The organism is Crenobacter cavernae (assembly GCF_003355495.1).
Lineage (GTDB): Bacteria > Pseudomonadota > Gammaproteobacteria > Burkholderiales > Chromobacteriaceae > Crenobacter > Crenobacter cavernae.
In genome coordinates this window covers 2,262,853-2,281,691 of the sequence record NZ_CP031337.1, presented here as the reverse complement: position 1 = coordinate 2,281,691, position 18,839 = coordinate 2,262,853, and the positions used below count along the sequence as shown (strand labels likewise).

At 62.7% G+C, this 18,839-nt stretch carries 11 protein-coding genes, 2 tRNA genes and 3 rRNA genes; 3 read left to right on the top strand and 13 right to left on the bottom strand.

Annotated features, from left to right (window positions below):
* The first annotated feature begins 15 nt into the window (after window positions 1-15).
* Window positions 16-642 (top strand): aminotransferase class I/II-fold pyridoxal phosphate-dependent enzyme, encoded by a 627-nt coding sequence (locus tag DWG20_RS11095; RefSeq protein WP_281269915.1) that lies wholly within the window; start codon window positions 16-18, stop codon window positions 640-642.
* An 88-nt stretch (window positions 643-730) separates the two neighbouring features.
* Here DWG20_RS11095 and cysN read toward each other — a convergent pair whose 3' ends face one another.
* From cysN to DWG20_RS11035, 12 genes are all read right to left on the bottom strand, one after another.
* On the bottom strand, window positions 731-2,164 hold the full coding sequence (gene cysN / locus DWG20_RS11090) for a sulfate adenylyltransferase subunit CysN (RefSeq protein ID WP_115433869.1): 1,434 nt from the start codon (window positions 2,162-2,164) through the stop codon (window positions 731-733).
* An 81-nt stretch (window positions 2,165-2,245) separates the two neighbouring features.
* A complete protein-coding gene (gene cysD / locus DWG20_RS11085) occupies window positions 2,246-3,226 on the bottom strand; it encodes a sulfate adenylyltransferase subunit CysD (RefSeq protein ID WP_115433868.1) in 981 nt (326 codons plus the stop codon).
* Between the two features lie 410 nt (window positions 3,227-3,636).
* Window positions 3,637-3,749 (bottom strand): 5S ribosomal RNA (rrf, locus tag DWG20_RS11080).
* A 123-nt stretch (window positions 3,750-3,872) separates the two neighbouring features.
* Window positions 3,873-6,775, bottom strand: a 23S ribosomal RNA gene (locus tag DWG20_RS11075).
* Window positions 6,776-7,038: 263 nt separating this feature from the next.
* Window positions 7,039-7,114, bottom strand: a tRNA-Ala gene (locus DWG20_RS11070).
* Window positions 7,115-7,123: 9 nt separating this feature from the next.
* A tRNA-Ile gene (locus DWG20_RS11065) sits at window positions 7,124-7,200 on the bottom strand.
* Between the two features lie 63 nt (window positions 7,201-7,263).
* A 16S ribosomal RNA gene (locus tag DWG20_RS11060) occupies window positions 7,264-8,801 on the bottom strand.
* The 16S, 23S and 5S rRNA genes sit together here with 2 tRNA genes alongside, the layout of an rRNA operon.
* A gap of 437 nt (window positions 8,802-9,238) precedes the next feature.
* Complete coding sequence (locus DWG20_RS11055) at window positions 9,239-11,542, bottom strand: Tex family protein (RefSeq protein ID WP_115433867.1); 2,304 nt, start codon at window positions 11,540-11,542, stop codon at window positions 9,239-9,241.
* 60 nt (window positions 11,543-11,602) lie between these two features.
* Window positions 11,603-11,959, bottom strand: coding sequence for a SpoIIAA family protein (locus DWG20_RS11050; protein WP_115433866.1), 357 nt, complete (start codon window positions 11,957-11,959; stop codon window positions 11,603-11,605).
* Between the two features lie 84 nt (window positions 11,960-12,043).
* Complete coding sequence (locus DWG20_RS11045; protein ID WP_245944711.1) at window positions 12,044-12,910, bottom strand: DMT family transporter; 867 nt, start codon at window positions 12,908-12,910, stop codon at window positions 12,044-12,046.
* Window positions 12,907-13,437, bottom strand: a complete 531-nt coding sequence (locus tag DWG20_RS11040; protein ID WP_115433865.1) for a hypothetical protein — start codon at window positions 13,435-13,437, stop codon at window positions 12,907-12,909. The genes DWG20_RS11045 and DWG20_RS11040 overlap by 4 nt, the downstream gene beginning before the upstream one ends.
* Window positions 13,438-13,510: 73 nt before the next feature.
* Entirely contained in the window at window positions 13,511-14,620 is a 1,110-nt protein-coding gene (locus DWG20_RS11035) for an aromatic ring-hydroxylating oxygenase subunit alpha (RefSeq protein ID WP_115433864.1), read from the bottom strand.
* Window positions 14,621-15,112: 492 nt separating this feature from the next.
* On the opposite strand from DWG20_RS11035, the gene DWG20_RS11030 reads away from it, so the two are divergent.
* Complete coding sequence (locus DWG20_RS11030; RefSeq protein WP_115433863.1) at window positions 15,113-16,663, top strand: methyl-accepting chemotaxis protein; 1,551 nt, start codon at window positions 15,113-15,115, stop codon at window positions 16,661-16,663.
* Window positions 16,664-16,749: 86 nt separating this feature from the next.
* Here DWG20_RS11030 and DWG20_RS11025 read toward each other — a convergent pair whose 3' ends face one another.
* Window positions 16,750-17,214: a carboxymuconolactone decarboxylase family protein gene (locus DWG20_RS11025; RefSeq protein ID WP_115433862.1), complete on the bottom strand. Its 465-nt coding sequence runs from the start codon at window positions 17,212-17,214 to the stop codon at window positions 16,750-16,752.
* 149 nt (window positions 17,215-17,363) lie between these two features.
* On the opposite strand from DWG20_RS11025, the gene pdxR reads away from it, so the two are divergent.
* On the top strand, window positions 17,364-18,812 hold the full coding sequence (gene pdxR, locus DWG20_RS11020) for a MocR-like pyridoxine biosynthesis transcription factor PdxR (protein WP_115433861.1): 1,449 nt from the start codon (window positions 17,364-17,366) through the stop codon (window positions 18,810-18,812).
* Window positions 18,813-18,839: the final 27 nt, after the last annotated feature.

Here is an 18,839-nt window from a genome sequence, read left to right as displayed (position 1 = left end):
GATGCCACCGGCACAGTGCGCGCCGTATCGTGCCGACTGTGCCTGCCCCACTCCTCGCCCCCTCCCTACACTAGCGGCATCGATCAAGCGGATGCCCATCATGCTCGACCTCCTTGCGAACACCGGCCGCGCATGGTGTTCGTGCAGTCGGTGCTGCACAACCCAACCGGCTGGGACGCGAGCGCGCCGGTGCTGCACCGGCTGTTGACCTTGGCCGAGCACCACGACTTCCTGATCGCCGAGGACGACGTCTACGGCGACCTGCACCCGGACGAGCCGCTGCGGCTCGCGCAACTGTCCGGCCTCAGGCGCGTGATCTACTTCGGCAGCTTTTCCAAGGTGCTGAGCCCGGCGATGCGGCTGGGCTTCGTCTGCGCCGAGCCGTCTATCGTCGACAGCCTGCTCGGCCAACGTGTCGGCTCGGTGCTGACCGGTTCGCGCCTTGACGAGCTGCTGCTCATCCACCTTTTGCAGAGCGGGCGCTTCCGCAAGCACCTGGCACGCACCCGCGAGCGGCTGGTGCCCGGCCGGCTGTTCATGCCGCTGGGCGACGCGCGCCTCGTCGACTACTTCTGCGCGCGTTTCGCCGCTTTGAAGCGCTGGCCAAGCCTCGCAGGCATGGCGAACTCCCCGCCGCGCTGAATCCGGCACGCGCACAAACAAAAAGCCCCGCATGACGCGGGGCTTTGTCGTCGCGCTCGGCTGGCCGAGCTTTTGATACCGATGACGCTTACTTGAACAGGCGGCTGACGTCGCGCGCTTCCCAGTGCGGGAAGTACTTGCGCACCAGCGCGTTCAATTCGACCTCGAAGTCGCGCAAGCGCGACAGCTCGTCGGCATCGTCGCTGAGATGCGCGTCGAGCGCCTTGGCGACCATGCCGGCGCCGGCGGTCGCGTTCGACAGCCGGTCGATCACGATGAAGCTGCCGCTGCCGCGCGAGTCGGCGTAGGCGTCGAAGGCGACTTGCGCGTTCAGCTCGACCGTCACCAGCGCGATCTCGTTCAGCGCCAGCTGGTCGGTCACCGACTCGGTCAAGGTGTTGACGTCGATGCGGTGCTCGAGCGCCGACACCCTGCCGGTCACGCTCTTGCCGGCCAGCTTGAAGATGTACTCCTTGCCGACCACCAGCGGGTTTTCGTTCATCCACACCACGTGGGCGCTGAACGCGTTCGACACCGCCGGACGCACCTCGCCGGCGCGCACGATCATGTCGCCGCGCGAGATGTCGATCTCGTCTTCCAAGGTCAGCGTCACCGCCTGGCCGGCGAACGCGCTCGGCAGCTCGCCGTCGGCGGTCACGATCGCCTTCACGCGGCTGGTCTTGCCCGACGGCAGCGCGACGATCTCGTCGCCCGGCGCGACGCGGCCAGCGGCGATGGTGCCGCAGAAGCCGCGGAAGTCGAGGTTCGGGCGGTTCACGTACTGCACCGGCAGACGGAACGCGTCGACGCCCTCGCTGCGGTCGATGTCGACCGACTCCAGCAACTGCATCAGCGAACCGTCGGCATGCCATGGCGTGCGGTCGCTGACGTTGACGACGTTGTCGCCCTTCAGCGCCGAGATCGGCACGAAGCGGATGTCCGGAATCGACAGGTTCTCGGCGAACGCGAGGTAGTCCTTCTTGATGTTCTCGAACACGCTCTGGTCGAAGTCCAAGAGGTCCATCTTGTTCACCGCGACGATCACGTGGCGGATGCCCAAGAGGCTGACGATGTAGCTGTGGCGACGCGTCTGCGTCTGCACGCCGTAACGCGCGTCGATCAGGATGATCGCGAGGTCCGACGTCGACGCGCCGGTCGCCATATTGCGCGTGTACTGCTCGTGGCCCGGACAGTCGGCGATGATGAACTTGCGCTTGTCGGTGCTGAAGTAGCGGTACGCGACGTCGATGGTGATGCCCTGCTCGCGCTCGGCCTGCAGGCCGTCGACCAGCAAGGCCAGATCGATCTCTTCGTCGGTGGTGTTGTACTTTTTCGAGTCGCGCTGGATCGCGGCCAGCTGGTCTTCGAAGATCAGCTTCGAATCGTGCAGCAGGCGGCCGATCAGCGTCGATTTGCCGTCGTCGACGTTGCCGCAGGTGATGAAGCGCAACAGGTCTTTGTTCTCGTGCTGCTTGAGATAGGCCAGGATATCGCTGGCGATCAGATCAGACTGGTGGGACATACGTCGTTCCATCTACACGGGCGGCGCGGCGAACACACGCCCCGCCCTGACATCCACGGGAAGGCTCGGCCAACGTCGGCCTTAGAAGTAGCCTTCCATCTTTTTCTTTTCCATCGAGCCGGCCGAGTCGTGGTCGATCATGCGGCCCTGGCGCTCGGAGGTCTTGGTCAAGAGCATCTCCTGGATGATCTCGGGCAGCGTCTGCGCGTGCGACTCGACCGCGCCGGTCAGCGGGTAACAGCCGAGCGTGCGGAAACGCACCCACTTCACCTCGGGCACCTCGCCGTCGCGCAGCGGCATGCGCTCGTCGTCGACCATGATCAGCGTGCCGTCGCGGTCGACCACCGGACGTTCGGCGGCGAAGTACAGCGGCACGATGTCGATGTTCTCGAGGAAGATGTACTGCCAGATGTCGAGCTCGGTCCAGTTCGACAGCGGGAACACGCGGATGCTCTCGCCCTTGTCAATCCGGCTGTTGTAGATGTTCCAGAGTTCCGGGCGCTGGTTCTTCGGGTCCCAGCGGTGGTTCTTGTCGCGGAACGAGTACACGCGCTCCTTGGCGCGCGACTTTTCCTCGTCGCGGCGCGCGCCGCCGAAGGCGGCGTCGAACTTGTACTTGTTCAGCGCCTGCTTCAGACCCTCGGTCTTCATCACGTCGGTGTGCTTGGCGCTACCCGAATCGAACGGGTTGACGCCGGCCTGCACGCCCTCCTCGTTCACGTGCACGATCAGGTCCAGCCCGTATTTCTCGGCCACATGGTCGCGGAACGCGATCATGTCGCGGAACTTCCACGTGGTGTCCACATGCATCAGCGGGAAAGGCGGTTTGCCCGGATAGAATGCCTTCAGGGCAAGGTGCAGCATCACCGCCGAATCCTTGCCGATCGAATACAGCATGACCGGATTCTCGAACTCCGCCGCCACCTCCCGAATAATATGAATCGACTCCGCTTCCAACTGCTTGAGGTGAGTCAGCCTCTCTTCGCTGATTTGGATCATCTCGTCTTCTGCTAGGCCTTGCAGCCTCTTTTTCCCTAATGCTGAATCTTGCCCCGACCGCATGACGTTCGGGTTTCGCTTTCGAGTCCGCCCGATTTGCGGGCAGACTGCTTCATCCAAGACCGTAATCTACCCGAAGGTCGACATAAATAACAGAACGGAACGGATATAACGATATGACTCGTTCGTCGGGAATAAGCGAGACAGCCGAGCGCGGCGATCAGTGGGGCTGAGCATCGGCCAGTCTCAAGGCCGACGGATTTCATCAACAGAGTGCAAGGGAATATGCCGCTCGGCCAACGTAGCGCCAGCCGGTCAAGGTTGGCCGAGGCCTGGCAGAACACGGGCTAGGCCGCGCGGGAGAGGGGCGTCGGCACCCGCCAGCTTGGCCGAGCCGGGCGCGGCAGCGACGCGGGGGCGCGCCGTAACGCAGCAAACCCCCGTGCCAGGGGCACGGGGGTTGCGTAAGGGGCGTCTGGCGGTGACCTACTTTCACACAGGTATCTGCACTATCATCGGCGCTGAGGCGTTTCACGGTCCTGTTCGGGATGGGAAGGGGTGGGACCACCTCGCTATGGCCGCCAGACATAAACTGTCAACAAACTTAGTAAGCCGAAGCGTGCCCCCGAGGGGTCACGGTTCAATCAAATTCTTGGGTGACGATCGTCTCTCGTCGCAGTCACAACACTCTTAAAGTGTCTCAAATGATAGGATCAAGCCTCACGAGCAATTAGTATCGGTTAGCTTCACGCCTCACAGCGCTTCCACACCCGACCTATCAACGTCCTGGTCTCGAACGACTCTTCAGGGAGGTCAAGCCTCCAGGGAAGTCTCATCTTCAGGCGAGTTTCCCGCTTAGATGCTTTCAGCGGTTATCTCTTCCGAACTTAGCTACCCGGCGATGCCACTGGCGTGACAACCGGTACACCAGAGGTTCGTCCACTCCGGTCCTCTCGTACTAGGAGCAGCCCCCGTCAAACTTCCAACGCCCACTGCAGATAGGGACCAAACTGTCTCACGACGTTTTAAACCCAGCTCACGTACCACTTTAAATGGCGAACAGCCATACCCTTGGGACCGGCTACAGCCCCAGGATGTGATGAGCCGACATCGAGGTGCCAAACTCCGCCGTCGATGTGAACTCTTGGGCGGAATCAGCCTGTTATCCCCGGAGTACCTTTTATCCGTTGAGCGATGGCCCTTCCATACAGAACCACCGGATCACTATGTCCTGCTTTCGCACCTGCTCGACTTGTCGGTCTCGCAGTTAAGCTACCTTATGCCATTGCACTATCAGCACGATTTCCGACCGTACCTAGGTAACCTTCGAACTCCTCCGTTACACTTTGGGAGGAGACCGCCCCAGTCAAACTGCCTACCATGCACTGTCCCCGATCCGGATCACGGACCAAGGTTAGAACCTCAAACACACCAGGGTGGTATTTCAAGGATGGCTCCACGCAAACTGGCGTCTGCGCTTCATAGCCTCCCACCTATCCTACACAAGTCTGTTCAAAGTCCAATGCAAAGCTACAGTAAAGGTTCACGGGGTCTTTCCGTCTAGCAGCGGGTAGATTGCATCTTCACAAACACTTCAACTTCGCTGAGTCTCAGGAGGAGACAGTGTGGCCATCGTTACGCCATTCGTGCGGGTCGGAACTTACCCGACAAGGAATTTCGCTACCTTAGGACCGTTATAGTTACGGCCGCCGTTTACTGGGGCTTCGATCCAGAGCTTGCACCCCTTCACTTAACCTTCCAGCACCGGGCAGGCGTCACACCGTATACGTCCACTTTCGTGTTGGCACAGTGCTGTGTTTTTAATAAACAGTCGCAGCCACCGATTCTCTGCGACCCCTTCGCGCTTCGTGAGCAAGTCACTACACGCTACAGGGGCATACCTTCTCCCGAAGTTACGGTATCAATTTGCCGAGTTCCTTCTCCTGAGTTCTCTCAAGCGCCTTAGAATTCTCATCCTGCCCACCTGTGTCGGTTTGCGGTACGGTTCTCGTATAGCTGAAGCTTAGTGGCTTTTCCTGGAAGCGTGGTATCAGTCACTTCAGGTCCGTAGACCCTCGTTATCACGTCTCGGCCTTAAGGAGAGGCGGATTTGCCTACCTCTCCAGCCTACCGGCTTGAACGACCTATTCCAACAGGCCGCTGACCTAACCTTCTCCGTCCCCACATCGCACTATACGAAAGTACGGGAATTTTAACCCGTTTCCCATCGACTACGCTTTTCAGCCTCGCCTTAGGGGCCGACTCACCCTACGCCGATGAACGTTGCGTAGGAAACCTTGGGCTTTCGGCGAGCGGGCTTTTCACCCGCTTTATCGCTACTCATGTCAGCATTCGCACTTCTGATACCTCCAGCAGCCTTTACAAGCCACCTTCACAGGCCTACAGAACGCTCCCCTACCATCTAGACGACACTGACGACGTCTAGATCCGCAGCTTCGGTTATCAGTTTGAGCCCCGTTACATCTTCCGCGCAGGACGACTCGACTAGTGAGCTATTACGCTTTCTTTAAATGATGGCTGCTTCTAAGCCAACATCCTAGCTGTCTAGGCCTTCCCACCTCGTTTACCACTTAACTGATCATTTGGGACCTTAGCTGGCGGTCTGGGTTGTTTCCCTCTTGACGATGGACGTTAGCACCCACCGTCTGTCTCCCATGCTCGCACTTTCCGGTATTCTTAGTTTGCCATGGTTTGGTAAGTCGCAATGACCCCCTAGCCATAACAGTGCTTTACCCCCGGAAGTGATACATGAGGCACTACCTAAATAGTTTTCGGGGAGAACCAGCTATCTCCGAGTTTGTTTAGCCTTTCACCCCTATCCACAGCTCATCCCCTAATTTTGCAACATTAGTGGGTTCGGACCTCCAGTGCGTGTTACCGCACCTTCATCCTGGCCATGGATAGATCACTCGGTTTCGGGTCTACGCCCAGCAACTGAATCGCCCTATTCGGACTCGGTTTCCCTACGCCTCCCCTATTCGGTTAAGCTTGCTACTGAACGTAAGTCGCTGACCCATTATACAAAAGGTACGCAGTCACCCCATTTTTCAAGGGCTCCCACTGTTTGTATGCATCCGGTTTCAGGATCTATTTCACTCCCCTCCCGGGGTTCTTTTCGCCTTTCCCTCACGGTACTGGTTCACTATCGGTCGATCACGAGTATTTAGCCTTGGAGGATGGTCCCCCCATCTTCAGACAGGATTTCGCGTGTCCCGCCCTACTTCTCGTACGCTTAGTACCAGTAAACTGTTTTCGGATACGGGGCTATCACCCACTATGGCGGCTCTTTCCAGGGCCTTCTCCTAACACTCTACTTATCACGTACTGGCTGTTCCGCATTCGCTCGCCACTACTAACGGAATCTCGGTTGATTTCTTTTCCTCCGGCTACTTAGATGTTTCAGTTCGCCGGGTTCGCTCCCTCTGCCCTATGTGTTCAGGCAGCGGTGACTCTTTCGAGCCGGGTTTCCCCATTCGGATATCGCGGGATCATAGCTCTATTGCCAGCTCCCCCGCGCTTTTCGCAGGCTTACACGTCCTTCATCGCCTGTGATCGCCAAGGCATCCACCAGATGCACTTAGTCGCTTGACCCTATCATTTCAGACACCTTACGATTTCTGAACTAATCGGTTGTGTTTGCGACGCGGCATGCTCCCCTTTTCAAAGAACACGCCGTTGATACAATCATCTACCCAAGTTGGCACTTCATCCGGCAAGGAATTAACCACGCCGTTTGTCGCGCCGCTTTGATTGATTTCGGCTTACAGTTTGTTAAAGATCGATGCGTTAATCACGCAAACGAAAGCTCACGCCAACCAGAATCCTCTGGCCATGCGCTTTCGTTTGCGGAATGATGGTGGAGGCAGACGGGATCGAACCGACGACCCCCTGCTTGCAAAGCAGGTGCTCTCCCAACTGAGCTATGCCCCCAACTAGAACTGGTGGGTCTGGTTGGACTCGAACCAACGACCCCCGCGTTATCAACACGGTGCTCTAACCAGCTGAGCTACAAACCCAGTTGCTACGCATCTTTAAGAACAACCGATAGGTTGTGAATTCCTGGCCTCAGCTATCTCTAGAAAGGAGGTGATCCAGCCGCAGGTTCCCCTACGGCTACCTTGTTACGACTTCACCCCAGTCATGAAGCATACCGTGGTAAGCGGCCTCCCGAAGGTTAGCCTACCCACTTCTGGTATCCCCCACTCCCATGGTGTGACGGGCGGTGTGTACAAGGCCCGGGAACGTATTCACCGCAGTATGCTGACCTGCGATTACTAGCGATTCCGACTTCATGCAGGCGAGTTGCAGCCTGCAATCCGGACTACGATCGGCTTTATGAGATTGGCTCCACCTCGCGGCTTGGCGACCCTCTGTACCGACCATTGTATGACGTGTGAAGCCCTAGCCATAAGGGCCATGAGGACTTGACGTCATCCCCACCTTCCTCCGGTTTGTCACCGGCAGTCTCGTTAAAGTGCCCAACTGAATGATGGCAATTAACGACAAGGGTTGCGCTCGTTGCGGGACTTAACCCAACATCTCACGACACGAGCTGACGACAGCCATGCAGCACCTGTGTCCCGGCTCCCTTGCGGGCACCCCCACCTTTCAGCAGGGTTCCGAGCATGTCAAGGCTAGGTAAGGTTCTTCGCGTTGCATCGAATTAATCCACATCATCCACCGCTTGTGCGGGCCCCCGTCAATTCCTTTGAGTTTTAACCTTGCGGCCGTACTCCCCAGGCGGTCGACTTCACGCGTTAGCTGCGTTACCAGGGATTTCAACCCCCAACAACTAGTCGACATCGTTTAGGGCGTGGACTACCAGGGTATCTAATCCTGTTTGCTCCCCACGCTTTCGTGCATGAGCGTCAGTGTCATCCCAGGGGGCTGCCTTCGCCATCGGTGTTCCTCCGCATCTCTACGCATTTCACTGCTACACGCGGAATTCCACCCCCCTCTGACGCACTCTAGCCGTGCAGTCTCCAATGCCGTTCCCAGGTTGAGCCCGGGGCTTTCACATCAGACTTACACAACCGCCTGCGCACGCTTTACGCCCAGTAATTCCGATTAACGCTTGCACCCTACGTATTACCGCGGCTGCTGGCACGTAGTTAGCCGGTGCTTATTCTTCAGGTACTGTCATCCCACACACGTATTAGGTGTGCGGATTTCCTCCCCGACAAAAGTCCTTTACAACCCGAAGGCCTTCTTCAGACACGCGGCATGGCTGGATCAGGCTTGCGCCCATTGTCCAAAATTCCCCACTGCTGCCTCCCGTAGGAGTCTGGGCCGTGTCTCAGTCCCAGTGTGGCGGATCATCCTCTCAGACCCGCTACTGATCGTCGCCTTGGTGGGCTCTTACCCCACCAACTAGCTAATCAGACGTCGGCCGCTCGAATAACGTGAGGCCGTTGCCGGTCCCCCACTTTCCCCCTCAGGGCGTATGCGGTATTAGCACTCCTTTCGAAGCGTTATCCCCCATTACTCGGTACGTTCCGACGCATTACTCACCCGTTCGCCACTCGTCAGCATCCCGAAGGACCTGCTACCGTTCGACTTGCATGTGTAAAGCATGCCGCCAGCGTTCAATCTGAGCCAGGATCAAACTCTTCAGTTCAAACCTAAGCTTATCGTACTTTCTGGTCCGCAAGGCTTGCGATCCGAAGATCGCTTGTCTTGCTGGTGCCAGTTTCTCGCCTCGGCCAGAAACTCACACCTATCGGTTGTTCATGTTCTTAAAGAGCGGCGCCGCTTTCGCTTCGTTGGTTGCGTCTGCAGCAGAGGAGGCAAAATATACGCCCCGCCCCACTCCCCGTCAACACCTTATCGGTGAAAAAGTGCCGATTTCTGCAGCCCAAACGATACCGCAGCCACAAGTCTTTGTTTTGTAACGAAACTGTCTTTCCAGCTCGATGCACCGTCCGCTCGACGCCGTCCTCCACTGCGCCCTCCCTCGCCACACACCAAGGTTGGCCGAGCCTCGGCCAAGCTTTGAAACCATGAAAAACGGGCCGCTTTCGCGGCCCGTTGGGGGGGGGAAGACTTCTACAAAGCTCAGCGGCGCAACTTGGCGAACGCTGCCGCCATCGCGGTATCGCCTTGCGGCTCCTGGCGCGACGGGCGACGGTCGCCCTTTCCAGTCCCGCCTGCACTCGGCGAACGATTGCCGCTACGCGACTCGACGCTGTCGCCCATGCGAGCGGTCAGCGCGATGCGACGACGCTTCACGTCGACCTCGAGCACCTTCACTTTGACGATGTCGCCGGCCTTGACGACCTTGCGTGGGTCGTCGATGAATTTCTCGGACAGCGCCGAGATGTGGACCAGGCCGTCCTGGTGCACGCCGATGTCGACGAAGGCGCCGAAGTTGGTGACGTTGGTGACCACGCCTTCGAGGACCATCCCCGGCGTGAGGTCCTTGATGTCTTCGATGCCTTCCTGGAAGGTGGCCGTCTTGAATTCCGGCCGCGGGTCACGCCCCGGCTTGTCGAGCTCCTTCAGGATGTCCATCACCGTCGGCAGGCCGAAGCGCTCGTCGGTGTAGTCGGCCGGACGGATGGTCTTGAGGTAGGTGCTGTCGCCGATCAGCTGCTTCACCGCGCGACCGCTCTTCGCGACGATGCTCTCGATCACCGGGTAGGCCTCCGGGTGGACCGACGACGCGTCGAGCGGGTTGGCGCCGTTCATGATGCGCAGGAAGCCCGCCGCCTGTTCGAAGGTCTTGTCGCCGAGGCGCGAGACCTTCAGCAATTCCTGACGCGTGCGGAACGCGCCGTTCAGGTCGCGGTAGGCGACGATATTGCCGGCGAGCGTGCTATTCAGACCCGAGATGCGGGTGAGCAGTGGCACCGACGCGGTGTTCACGTCGACGCCTACCGCGTTCACGCAATCCTCGACCACCGCGTCGAGCGCGCGGGCGAGCTGGCTCTGGTTGACGTCGTGCTGGTACTGGCCGACGCCGATCGATTTCGGGTCGATCTTCACCAGCTCGGCCAACGGGTCCTGCAGGCGGCGCGCGATCGACACCGCGCCGCGAATGCTAACGTCGAGGTCCGGGAATTCGCGTGCGGCGAGTTCGGACGCCGAATAAACGGAAGCGCCGGCCTCGGACACGACGATCTTGGTCAGCCCCAGTTCCGGGTATTTCTTGATGATCTCCTGCGCGAGCTTGTCGGTCTCGCGGCTGGCGGTGCCGTTGCCGATCGCGATCAGCTCGACCTTGTGCTTCGCGCACAAGGCCGCCAGCACCGCGATCGAACGATCCCAGTCGCGGCGCGGTTCGTGCGGGTAGATGGTGGTGGTGTCGACCAGCTTGCCGGTGTTGTCGACCACCGCGACCTTGGTGCCGGTGCGCAAGCCCGGGTCGAGGCCGAGCGTCGTGCGCGGGCCGGCCGGCGCGGCGAGCAGCAGGTCGTGCAGGTTGTCCGAGAACACCTTGATCGCGCCGAGATCGGCGGCGTCCTTCAGGCGGCCGACGAGTTCGAGTTCGAGCGACAGGAAGATCTTCGCGCGCCAGGTCAGGCGCACCGTGTCGAGCAGCCACTTGTCGGCCGGGCGGCCGGCGTCCTTGACGCCGAAGCGCGCGGCGATCGCTTCTTCATAAGAAGAGCGCTGCGTGATCGGCGTGTCGTCGGGCTGGTATCTGAGCACCAGGCTCAACACGCCCTCGTTGCGGCCGCGCAGCAAGGCGAGCGCGCGGTGCGACGGCGTCGACTTGATCGGTTCGCGGTACTCGAAATAGTCGGAGAACTTGGCGCCCTCTTCCTCTTTGCCGTCGACCACCGTGCCGGCGAGTTCGCCCTCGTTCCACAGCCTCTCGCGAAGTTGGCCGAGCAGTTCGGCGTCTTCGGCGAAGCGTTCGATCAGGATGGCGCGCGCGCCGTCGAGCGCGGCCTTGGCATCGGCGATGCCGGCATCAAGGTTGACGTAGGTCTCGGCCAATGTTTGCGGGTCTTGCGTCGGGTCGGCGAGCAGGGCATCGGCCAGCGGCTCGAGGCCGGCCTCGCGCGCGATCTGCGCCTTGGTGCGGCGCTTGGGCTTGTACGGAAGATAAAGGTCTTCGAGCGTGGTCTTGTTGTCGGCGCCGTAAAGCGCGGCTTCGAGTTCGGGGCTGAGCTTGCCCTGTTCGGCGATGCTTTTCAGGATGGCCGCGCGCCTGTCGTCGAGTTCGCGCAGGTAGACGAGGCGCTCGTCGAGGGTGCGCAGCTGGGTGTCGTCGAGCCCGCCGGTGGCTTCCTTGCGGTAGCGGGCGATGAAGGGCACGGTGGCGCCGCCGTCGATCAGTTCGATGGTGGCGGCGACCTGCGCCTCGCGGACATTCAGTTCGGCCGCGAGGCGGCGGGCAATGCTGGGCAACATCGGCGTTCTTTTCGGGTTGTTGCGAGAAGCGCCGAGTCTGTCACGCTCCGGCTTTGGAGATCAAGCCGCGACGGGGTGTTCGAGCCAGGCTTGCGCCTCCTCGACGGTGTCGAAGTACTGGCTGCGCGTGTGCGCCAACAGCCCGGCGATGTGCGCGGCGAGCTTGATCCACACGTCGGTGACGACGATGGCGACGAGACCGAAATCCTTTTCATGCGCGCGCACGAACTTCAACTCCTCGAGCGCCATGTCGAGCGTGAAGTCCTTCAGCTCGGCCAGGTCGAGCAGCACGTCGGGCTTCTCGCGCTCGGCCAACCTTTTGGTGAGGGCCTCTTCAAACAGCTTGAAGTCGGCCAGCGTGAATTCGTTGTAGAGGGCTACGTCGAGGCCGTAGGCCTGCTCGCGGATCGAGATCATGGCGTGCTCCGGTCGAGGGGATGATGTTTTCATTTTAGCCCGGCCAGCGGCGCGACCCAAGCTTGGCCGAACGATCGTGGCAAATCAGCCGCGGCGCGCGGCGATCAGGCCGGACAGCACGATCGCGCTCATCGCCATGAGCCCCTCGGCCGACACCGCGTCGCCCCACAGGCCCCAGCCCATCAGCGCCGAGAACACCACGGTCAGGTAACCGAAACTCGCGGCGAGGAATTTGCGCCCTTCCTTGTACGCGCGCGTCATCGCGAGCTGGCCGGCGGTCGCCGATATGCCAAGCCCGACCAGGATCCACAGGTTGGCCGAGCTTATCGGGCTGAAGCGGTGGAACACCAGCCACACGAGAGACAACAGCGTCGACACGCCGGTGAACCACCAGACAGTGCGCCACTCGGGCTCGCCCATCTGCCCGAGCTCGCGCACCTGGAAAATCGACGCGCCGGCGAAGAAGCCCGACATCAGGCCGACGAGCGCGGCGAACCCCGTCTGGCTGTCGAAGGTGGGACGAAGCAGCGCGACGATGCCGGCGAAGCCGATCAAGAGCGCGATGCTGACACGGCCGGTGAGCTTTTCGCGTAGCCACAGCACGCAGATCAGCGCGAAGAACAGCGTCGACGTGTAGTTGAGCGTGACGGCGGTCGCCAGCGGCAGCTCGGTGATCGCGTAGAACAGGCAGACGATGGCGGCGTAGCCGGTGAAGCTGCGCTTCAGGTGCGCGCCCCAGTTGGCCGAGAACACTGGCCGGCGGCGCGCGAAGACGACGACTGAGACCGAGGTGAAGCCGATCAGCGTGCGGTAGAAAAGCAGTTCGGCCGGCGAGAAGAAGGGCTTGCCGAGCTTGACGAACACGCCCATCGCCGCGAAGCAGAACGCCGCGACAATCATCCAGCCGGCGCCGAGACGGCCGGTAGAGAGCCTCTGCCACAACTCCGTCATGGCTTGTCCGGTCTGACCGACGCGCAGATCGAAGACAGCGCGCGGCGCACATGGCCGAACTCGGCGGCGGTCGCCGAACAGCGCGCCTCGATCATCGTCTTCCTGCCGACCTTCTGATACAGCCGGTACTCGCGGCGCATGATCCACAGTCGGCCGGACACGAAGCCGCCCTCGCGCACGTCGGCGAACAGGCGCTGCTCGGTCTTGTTGTACTGCAAGGACAGGGCCGGCTCACGGTCGCCCTCGCCCTTTTTCAAGCGCCGCGCGAGCCGGTCGAGCGATTCGTTGCCACGCGCAGGCCGGACCTTGATCAGCACGTCGATCGCGGCGCGTTCGCGCTGGTCGGCCTTGGGCGGCACGAGCTTCCACTGGCGAACGCCGTCCTGGCGTTGCGTGCGCACGCGCCAGCCGTCGGGCACGACGAAGCGCACCGCGCCTTGCGGGTCGCGGTAGACGGCGGCGAGGCCGGGCTCGGCCAAGGCAAGGCCGAGCAGCAGGATCAAGAATCGGGGCAGGAATGTGGGCATGGGCCGGAAAAACAAAGGCGCGGAACTCGTCCGCGCCTCGTCATTGTGCCCGCGGGCGGGCGTTTTCGCCAGGTCAGCCGGCCAGCGCGTCGCCCATCAGCCGGCGGTAGAACTCGTGGAAGTGCTGCATGCCGTCTTCGGTCGGCGACTGGTAGGGGCCGGTTTCGGACACGCCGGCCATCCACAGCGCCTTGCGGCCCTCGTGCATGCGGTAGCAGATCTCGTCGTCCTCTTTCGCCGTCTCGTAGTACGCCGCCTGCTCGGCCTCGACGAACTCGGGTTCGAACCACACGACCTCTTCTGGGTAGTAGAACTCGGTGATCACCGTGGTCTTTTCCGGGCCGCGCGGGATCGCGGCGCTGACCACCAGCACGTGCGGATACCACTCGACCATGATGTTCGGGTAGTAGGTCAGCCAGATCGCGCCGAATTCGGGCTGCTTTTCCTCATAGCGGCGCAGTACTTCCTTGTGCCAGTCGCCGTAGACGCGCGAGCCGGCGCGCGCGAGCTGGTTCTTCACGCCGACGGTCTGCACGTGGTACTGCTCGCCCCACTCCCAGTTGAGGTCGCCGCAGTCGACGAAACTGCCGAGCCCCGGGTGGAACGGGTCGACGTGGTAGTCCTCGGAGTAGACCTCGATGAAGGTCTTCCAGTTGAAGTCGTAGTCTGTGCTGTGCGCGCTGTGGAACGCGTAACCGTCGAAGCTCATGTGCTTCGCGACGCCGAGCTTGGCGAGGTCCTTACCGATGTCGCGGCTCGCGTCGAACAGGAGGCCGTTCCAGCGCGTCAGTTCGGTCTGCTCAAGGTTCAGGCACGGCGTTTGAGGGAAGTGCGGCGCGCCGACGAGCGTGCCTTCCTTGTCGTAGGTCCAGCCGTGCAGGTTGCAGACGATGTGGTTGCCGTTGCCGCGGCCCTTATAGATGACCGCCTGGCGGTGCCGGCAGACGTTCGAGATCAGCTTGACCTCGCCGTCGACGTTTTTCAGCATCTTGCCGTGGCCTAGCCAGGCTAGCGTCTGATAGTCGCCGGCGTTCGGCACCATCAGCTCGTGGCCGTAATAGCGCGGCGCGGCGCCGAACAGCCGTTGCTGTTCGAGCTGGTAGAAATCGGGATCGAAGTAGACGTGGACCGGCAGCTGTGCCGCGGACGCCTTGAGAAGCTGCGAAGAAGCCAGATCAGACATTATTCCCATACCCCCCTGTGAAGAAGGTTTAAGACCAGCCGAATCCCGCTCGATATAACGAGGTTTACGGATTACTTGTTTTGAGAGACGCGCGCGGTCGACCCGCGAGCCCGAGGGGGGCATTCTGTCGCAAATCCCCCCCGGGGCAAGCCGCGGCGGCAAAAAAAAACCTGTCAAATCCGGCCTCAAGGCTAATTCACACAACATTCCGCCGCCAAAGAACATTTGGTCCTATGCGCCGCTAGCCAAAACAAGACCTTGGCCGAGACCGGCTCGCAAGTTATCCCCTGTGCCACGCCCTCCCCCCTTTCCCGTCGAAACACTGCGGCAAATTCGTCACACGGCCGGTAATGCCATTGGTTTGCTGGCGGCCCCGCATTGATGCATTCAAACATTTGTTTTATTTTCGTCCGACGCCCCGAACCCAGGTTCAGGGTCGATAAGAAGAACGACATCTCTCTACAAGGCAAGAGAACCGAGGAAGGAAAACGCATGGCTATCCACTCCATCACCGAATGGTTCATCCCCGAGCGCGTGCAGGGCGCGCACGACGCGCTGATCCGCGCGCGCACCGTGGTCGGCGTCGCGCTGTTGGCGGGCGTGATCGCGCCGCTGTTCGCCGTCTCCTACTTCGAGCTGAATCATCCTGCGATGGCCTGGGGCATCCTCGCCGGCGGCGCCGGGCTGCTGTTCGGCCCTGTGCTCTTACGGCTGACCGGCGCGATCAGCCTTGCGGCGCAGTTCGTCGTCGCCTGCATGTACGGCATGGTGTGCTGGATGGTGACCGTGAACGGCGGCATCCTGTCGACGAGCTCGGTGTGGTTCGCGTCTATCCCGTTCGCCGCGGTGTTCGTCGGCGGGCGACGCGCCGGCATCTTTTGGTCGGTGCTGACCCTGCTCGCGATCGCGGTCGTCTTCCTGGCATCGGGCGACCCGGGCGCGCTGCCCGCCTCGCCGATCGGGCCGGAGCACCATCCGCTGCAGCAGGCCAAGTCGCTGGTCGGCCTGAGTCTGGTCGTGCTGTCGCTGGCGATGGCGTACGACCGCGCGAAGGCGAGGAGCCTCGAGAAACTCGAGGCCGCGCGCGCCGACGCCGAACGCGCGAGCGCGGCGATCGAGACGCTGCTCGCACAGGTCACGCGCTCGATCCGCGCAGCGTCGAATGAGAGCCGCGACATCGTCGGCAGCACCGAATCGATGGCGCGCACGATGGCCGACCAGCGCGCGCGCGCCGAGGGCATGATGGCGACCGCGCAAGCCATGGCGGTGATGACGGGCCAGAACGCCGCCGAATCGGGGCGCGCACGCGAGGTGGCGCACGCCGCCGGCACCGCCGCGAGCGAGGCCGGCGACGCGATGGACGCGGCGGTCGCCCAGTTGTCGGCGGCGCGCGAGGCGATAGGCGCGGCGGCCGGCCGGCTCGACGAGCTCGGCCAGAAGAGCGCCGAGGTCAACGGCATCGTCAAGCTGATCCGCGACATCGCCGACCAGACCAACCTGTTGGCGCTGAACGCGGCGATCGAGGCGGCGCGCGCGGGGGAGATGGGCCGCGGCTTCGCGGTGGTCGCCGACGAGGTGAGGAAGTTGGCCGAGCGCACGCAGAACGCGACGCAGGACATCGACCAGAAGATCTCGCTGATCGTCTGCGGCACCAACGAGGCGATCGTCGCGATGAAGGGTGGCAACGCGCAGATGCACGCCGGGCGCGACAACGCGCAGCACGCGCAGGACAAGCTCGGCGCGATGATAGACAACACGCACCGCCTCGCCGACGTGCTCGCCGGCGTCGCCGCCGCCGGCGAGACGCAGAACAAGGGCTTCGCCGCGTTCGCCGGCGACATCACCGCGGTCGCCGAGGCGACTCGTGCGCTGTCGATCGAGACCGGCAGCATCGCCGACGCGACCGGCCGGCTCGACAAGCTGATGGCCGAACTGGGCGACTCGGTGAAGCGTCACGACAGCTTGGTGTCCGACGATGCCGCCGCTCCGGCCGGCCGGGGCTCGGCCGGGTTCGCGCCGCGCCCGGCTACTGTCGTCGTCTGAGCCGGCCCGACCAACGTTGGCCGAGCCCTCGGCCAACCTTCAACGCAAAACGCCCCGACGAGTCGGGGCGTTGGCGCGATCGTGGTTCAGCGATCGTACTGGCCGGGCTGGTAGTTGCCGGCCGGCGTCCCGCAGGCGATCGATATGAGGTTCCAGCCGTTGATCGCGACGATGCACCAGGTCAGCTCGACCTTTTCCTTGTCGCTGAAGTGTTCGGCGAGCTCGCGGTGCAGCGACTCGGGGACCGCGTGCTGGGCGAGCAGGGTCAGCGCCTCGGCCCAAGCCAGCGCGGCGCGTTCGCGCGGCGTATAGCACGGCGCCTCGCGCCAAGCCGACAGCAGGTATAGCCGCTGCTCGGTCTCGCCTTCGGCGCGCGCGTCCTTGGTGTGCATGTCGATGCAGAGCGCGCAGCCGTTCAGCTGCGAGACGCGGGTCTTCACCAGCTCGCGCAGCGAGGTCTCGAGGCCACTGTTGCGAACGTACAGCTCCAGCCCGACCTGGGCCTGGTAGCCCTTCGGGGCGACGGTTGGGTAATCGATGAAGTGGGACATGGTCATGCTCCTGGTGGGTCTAAGGTTGGCCGAGGCCTTCGTCTGCGCGTGCCGGCCGGCACGGCAAAACATACGTCATATGCTTTCCAGCAAGATACCGCGCCGCTGGTATAGTTCGCAGAGCCAAAAACCGCCAACTCGACCAGGCCATGACGACCACCGACCCCACCCGGCTCCTCGGCCGGACGCTGCAACGCGACCGGCACGCGCTGCCGCTCTATCAGCAGCTCTACCAACGCCTGCGCGACGCCATCCTCAGCGGCCAGCTGCCGCCCGGCGCCCGGCTGCCCGCCTCGCGGGTGCTGGCGGCCGACCTTTCGACTTCGCGCGGCACCGTCGAGCAGGCATATAGCCAGCTGCTGGCCGAGGGGTATCTGGCAAGCCGCGCCAGCGCCGGCACCGTGGTCAACCCTCATCTTGACACCGCACGCCTTCGGATGCGGCTGAAGCTGCCCAGCAGCCCCGCCCAGCCCGCCCCACCGGCCCACGCGGCAGCCGCCTCGAACGAGCCTCTGCCCTTCCAGCTCGGCCTGCCTGCGCTCGATGCATTCCCGCGCAAGCTGTGGTCGCGGCTGGCCGGCCATCACGCCCGTTCATTGCCGGCTGCCGGCCTGCTGCCGCCCGACCCGGCCGGCTACGCGCCGCTGCGCCAGGCGATCTCCCACCACCTGGCGCTGTTTCGCGGCATCGGCTGCTCGGCCGACCAGGTGTTCATCACCGGCGGATTCCAGGGCGCGCTGGGCCTGATCGCCCAGGTCCTGCTGCAGACCGGAGACCCGGTATGGATGGAAGACCCCGGCTTTTTCCGCGCCAGCGCGGCGCTCAAGCTCGCCGGTGCGGTGCCGACCCCGGTGCCGGTCGACGAGGACGGGCTGCGGGTGGCGGACGGCATCAGGCTCTGCCCCGACGCGCGGCTGGTGTATTGCACGCCGTCTCACCACTCGCCGCTCGGCGTCACGCTGACGCTGCCGCGCCGGCTGGAGCTGCTCGCCTGGGCGGCGCAGGCTCAAGCCTGGATCGTCGAGGACGATTACGACGGCGAGTTCCGCTACAACGGCCCGCCGCTGCCGGCGCTGCAGAGCCTCGACGCCGCCGGACGCGTGCTCTACGCCGGCAGCTTCAGCAAGACGCTGTTCCCCGGACTCAGGCTCGGCTACCTGGTGGTGCCGGCCGCGCTGCGCGCGCGTTTTGCCGAGGCGGCCGACGCGTTCTCGCCGGCGCCGTCGATACTCGACCAGGCGACCTGCGCCGACTTCATGCGGCAAGGGCATTTCGCCCGTCACATCAAACGGATGCGCCAGCTCTACGCCGAGCGCCGAGCCGCGCTGGCGGCGGCGCTGCAACACGAGTGCGGCGACCGGCTGCGTCTCGACGACCATGCGGTCGGCCTGCAACTGGTCGGCTGGTTGGCCGAGCACGAGGACGACCGCGTGATCGCCGCCCGGCTGCGCACGCAGGGCCTCGCCGGGCAGGGGCTGTCGCACTTCAGCCTCGGTGGCACAACCCCGCCGGCGCTGCTGTTTGGCTTTGCCAACGTGCCGGTCGACGCCGCGCCCGAGCTGGCGCGCCGCGTGCGCGAGGCGCTGCAATCCGGCTAGCCGCCGCAACGCCCCGAAGGCGACGAA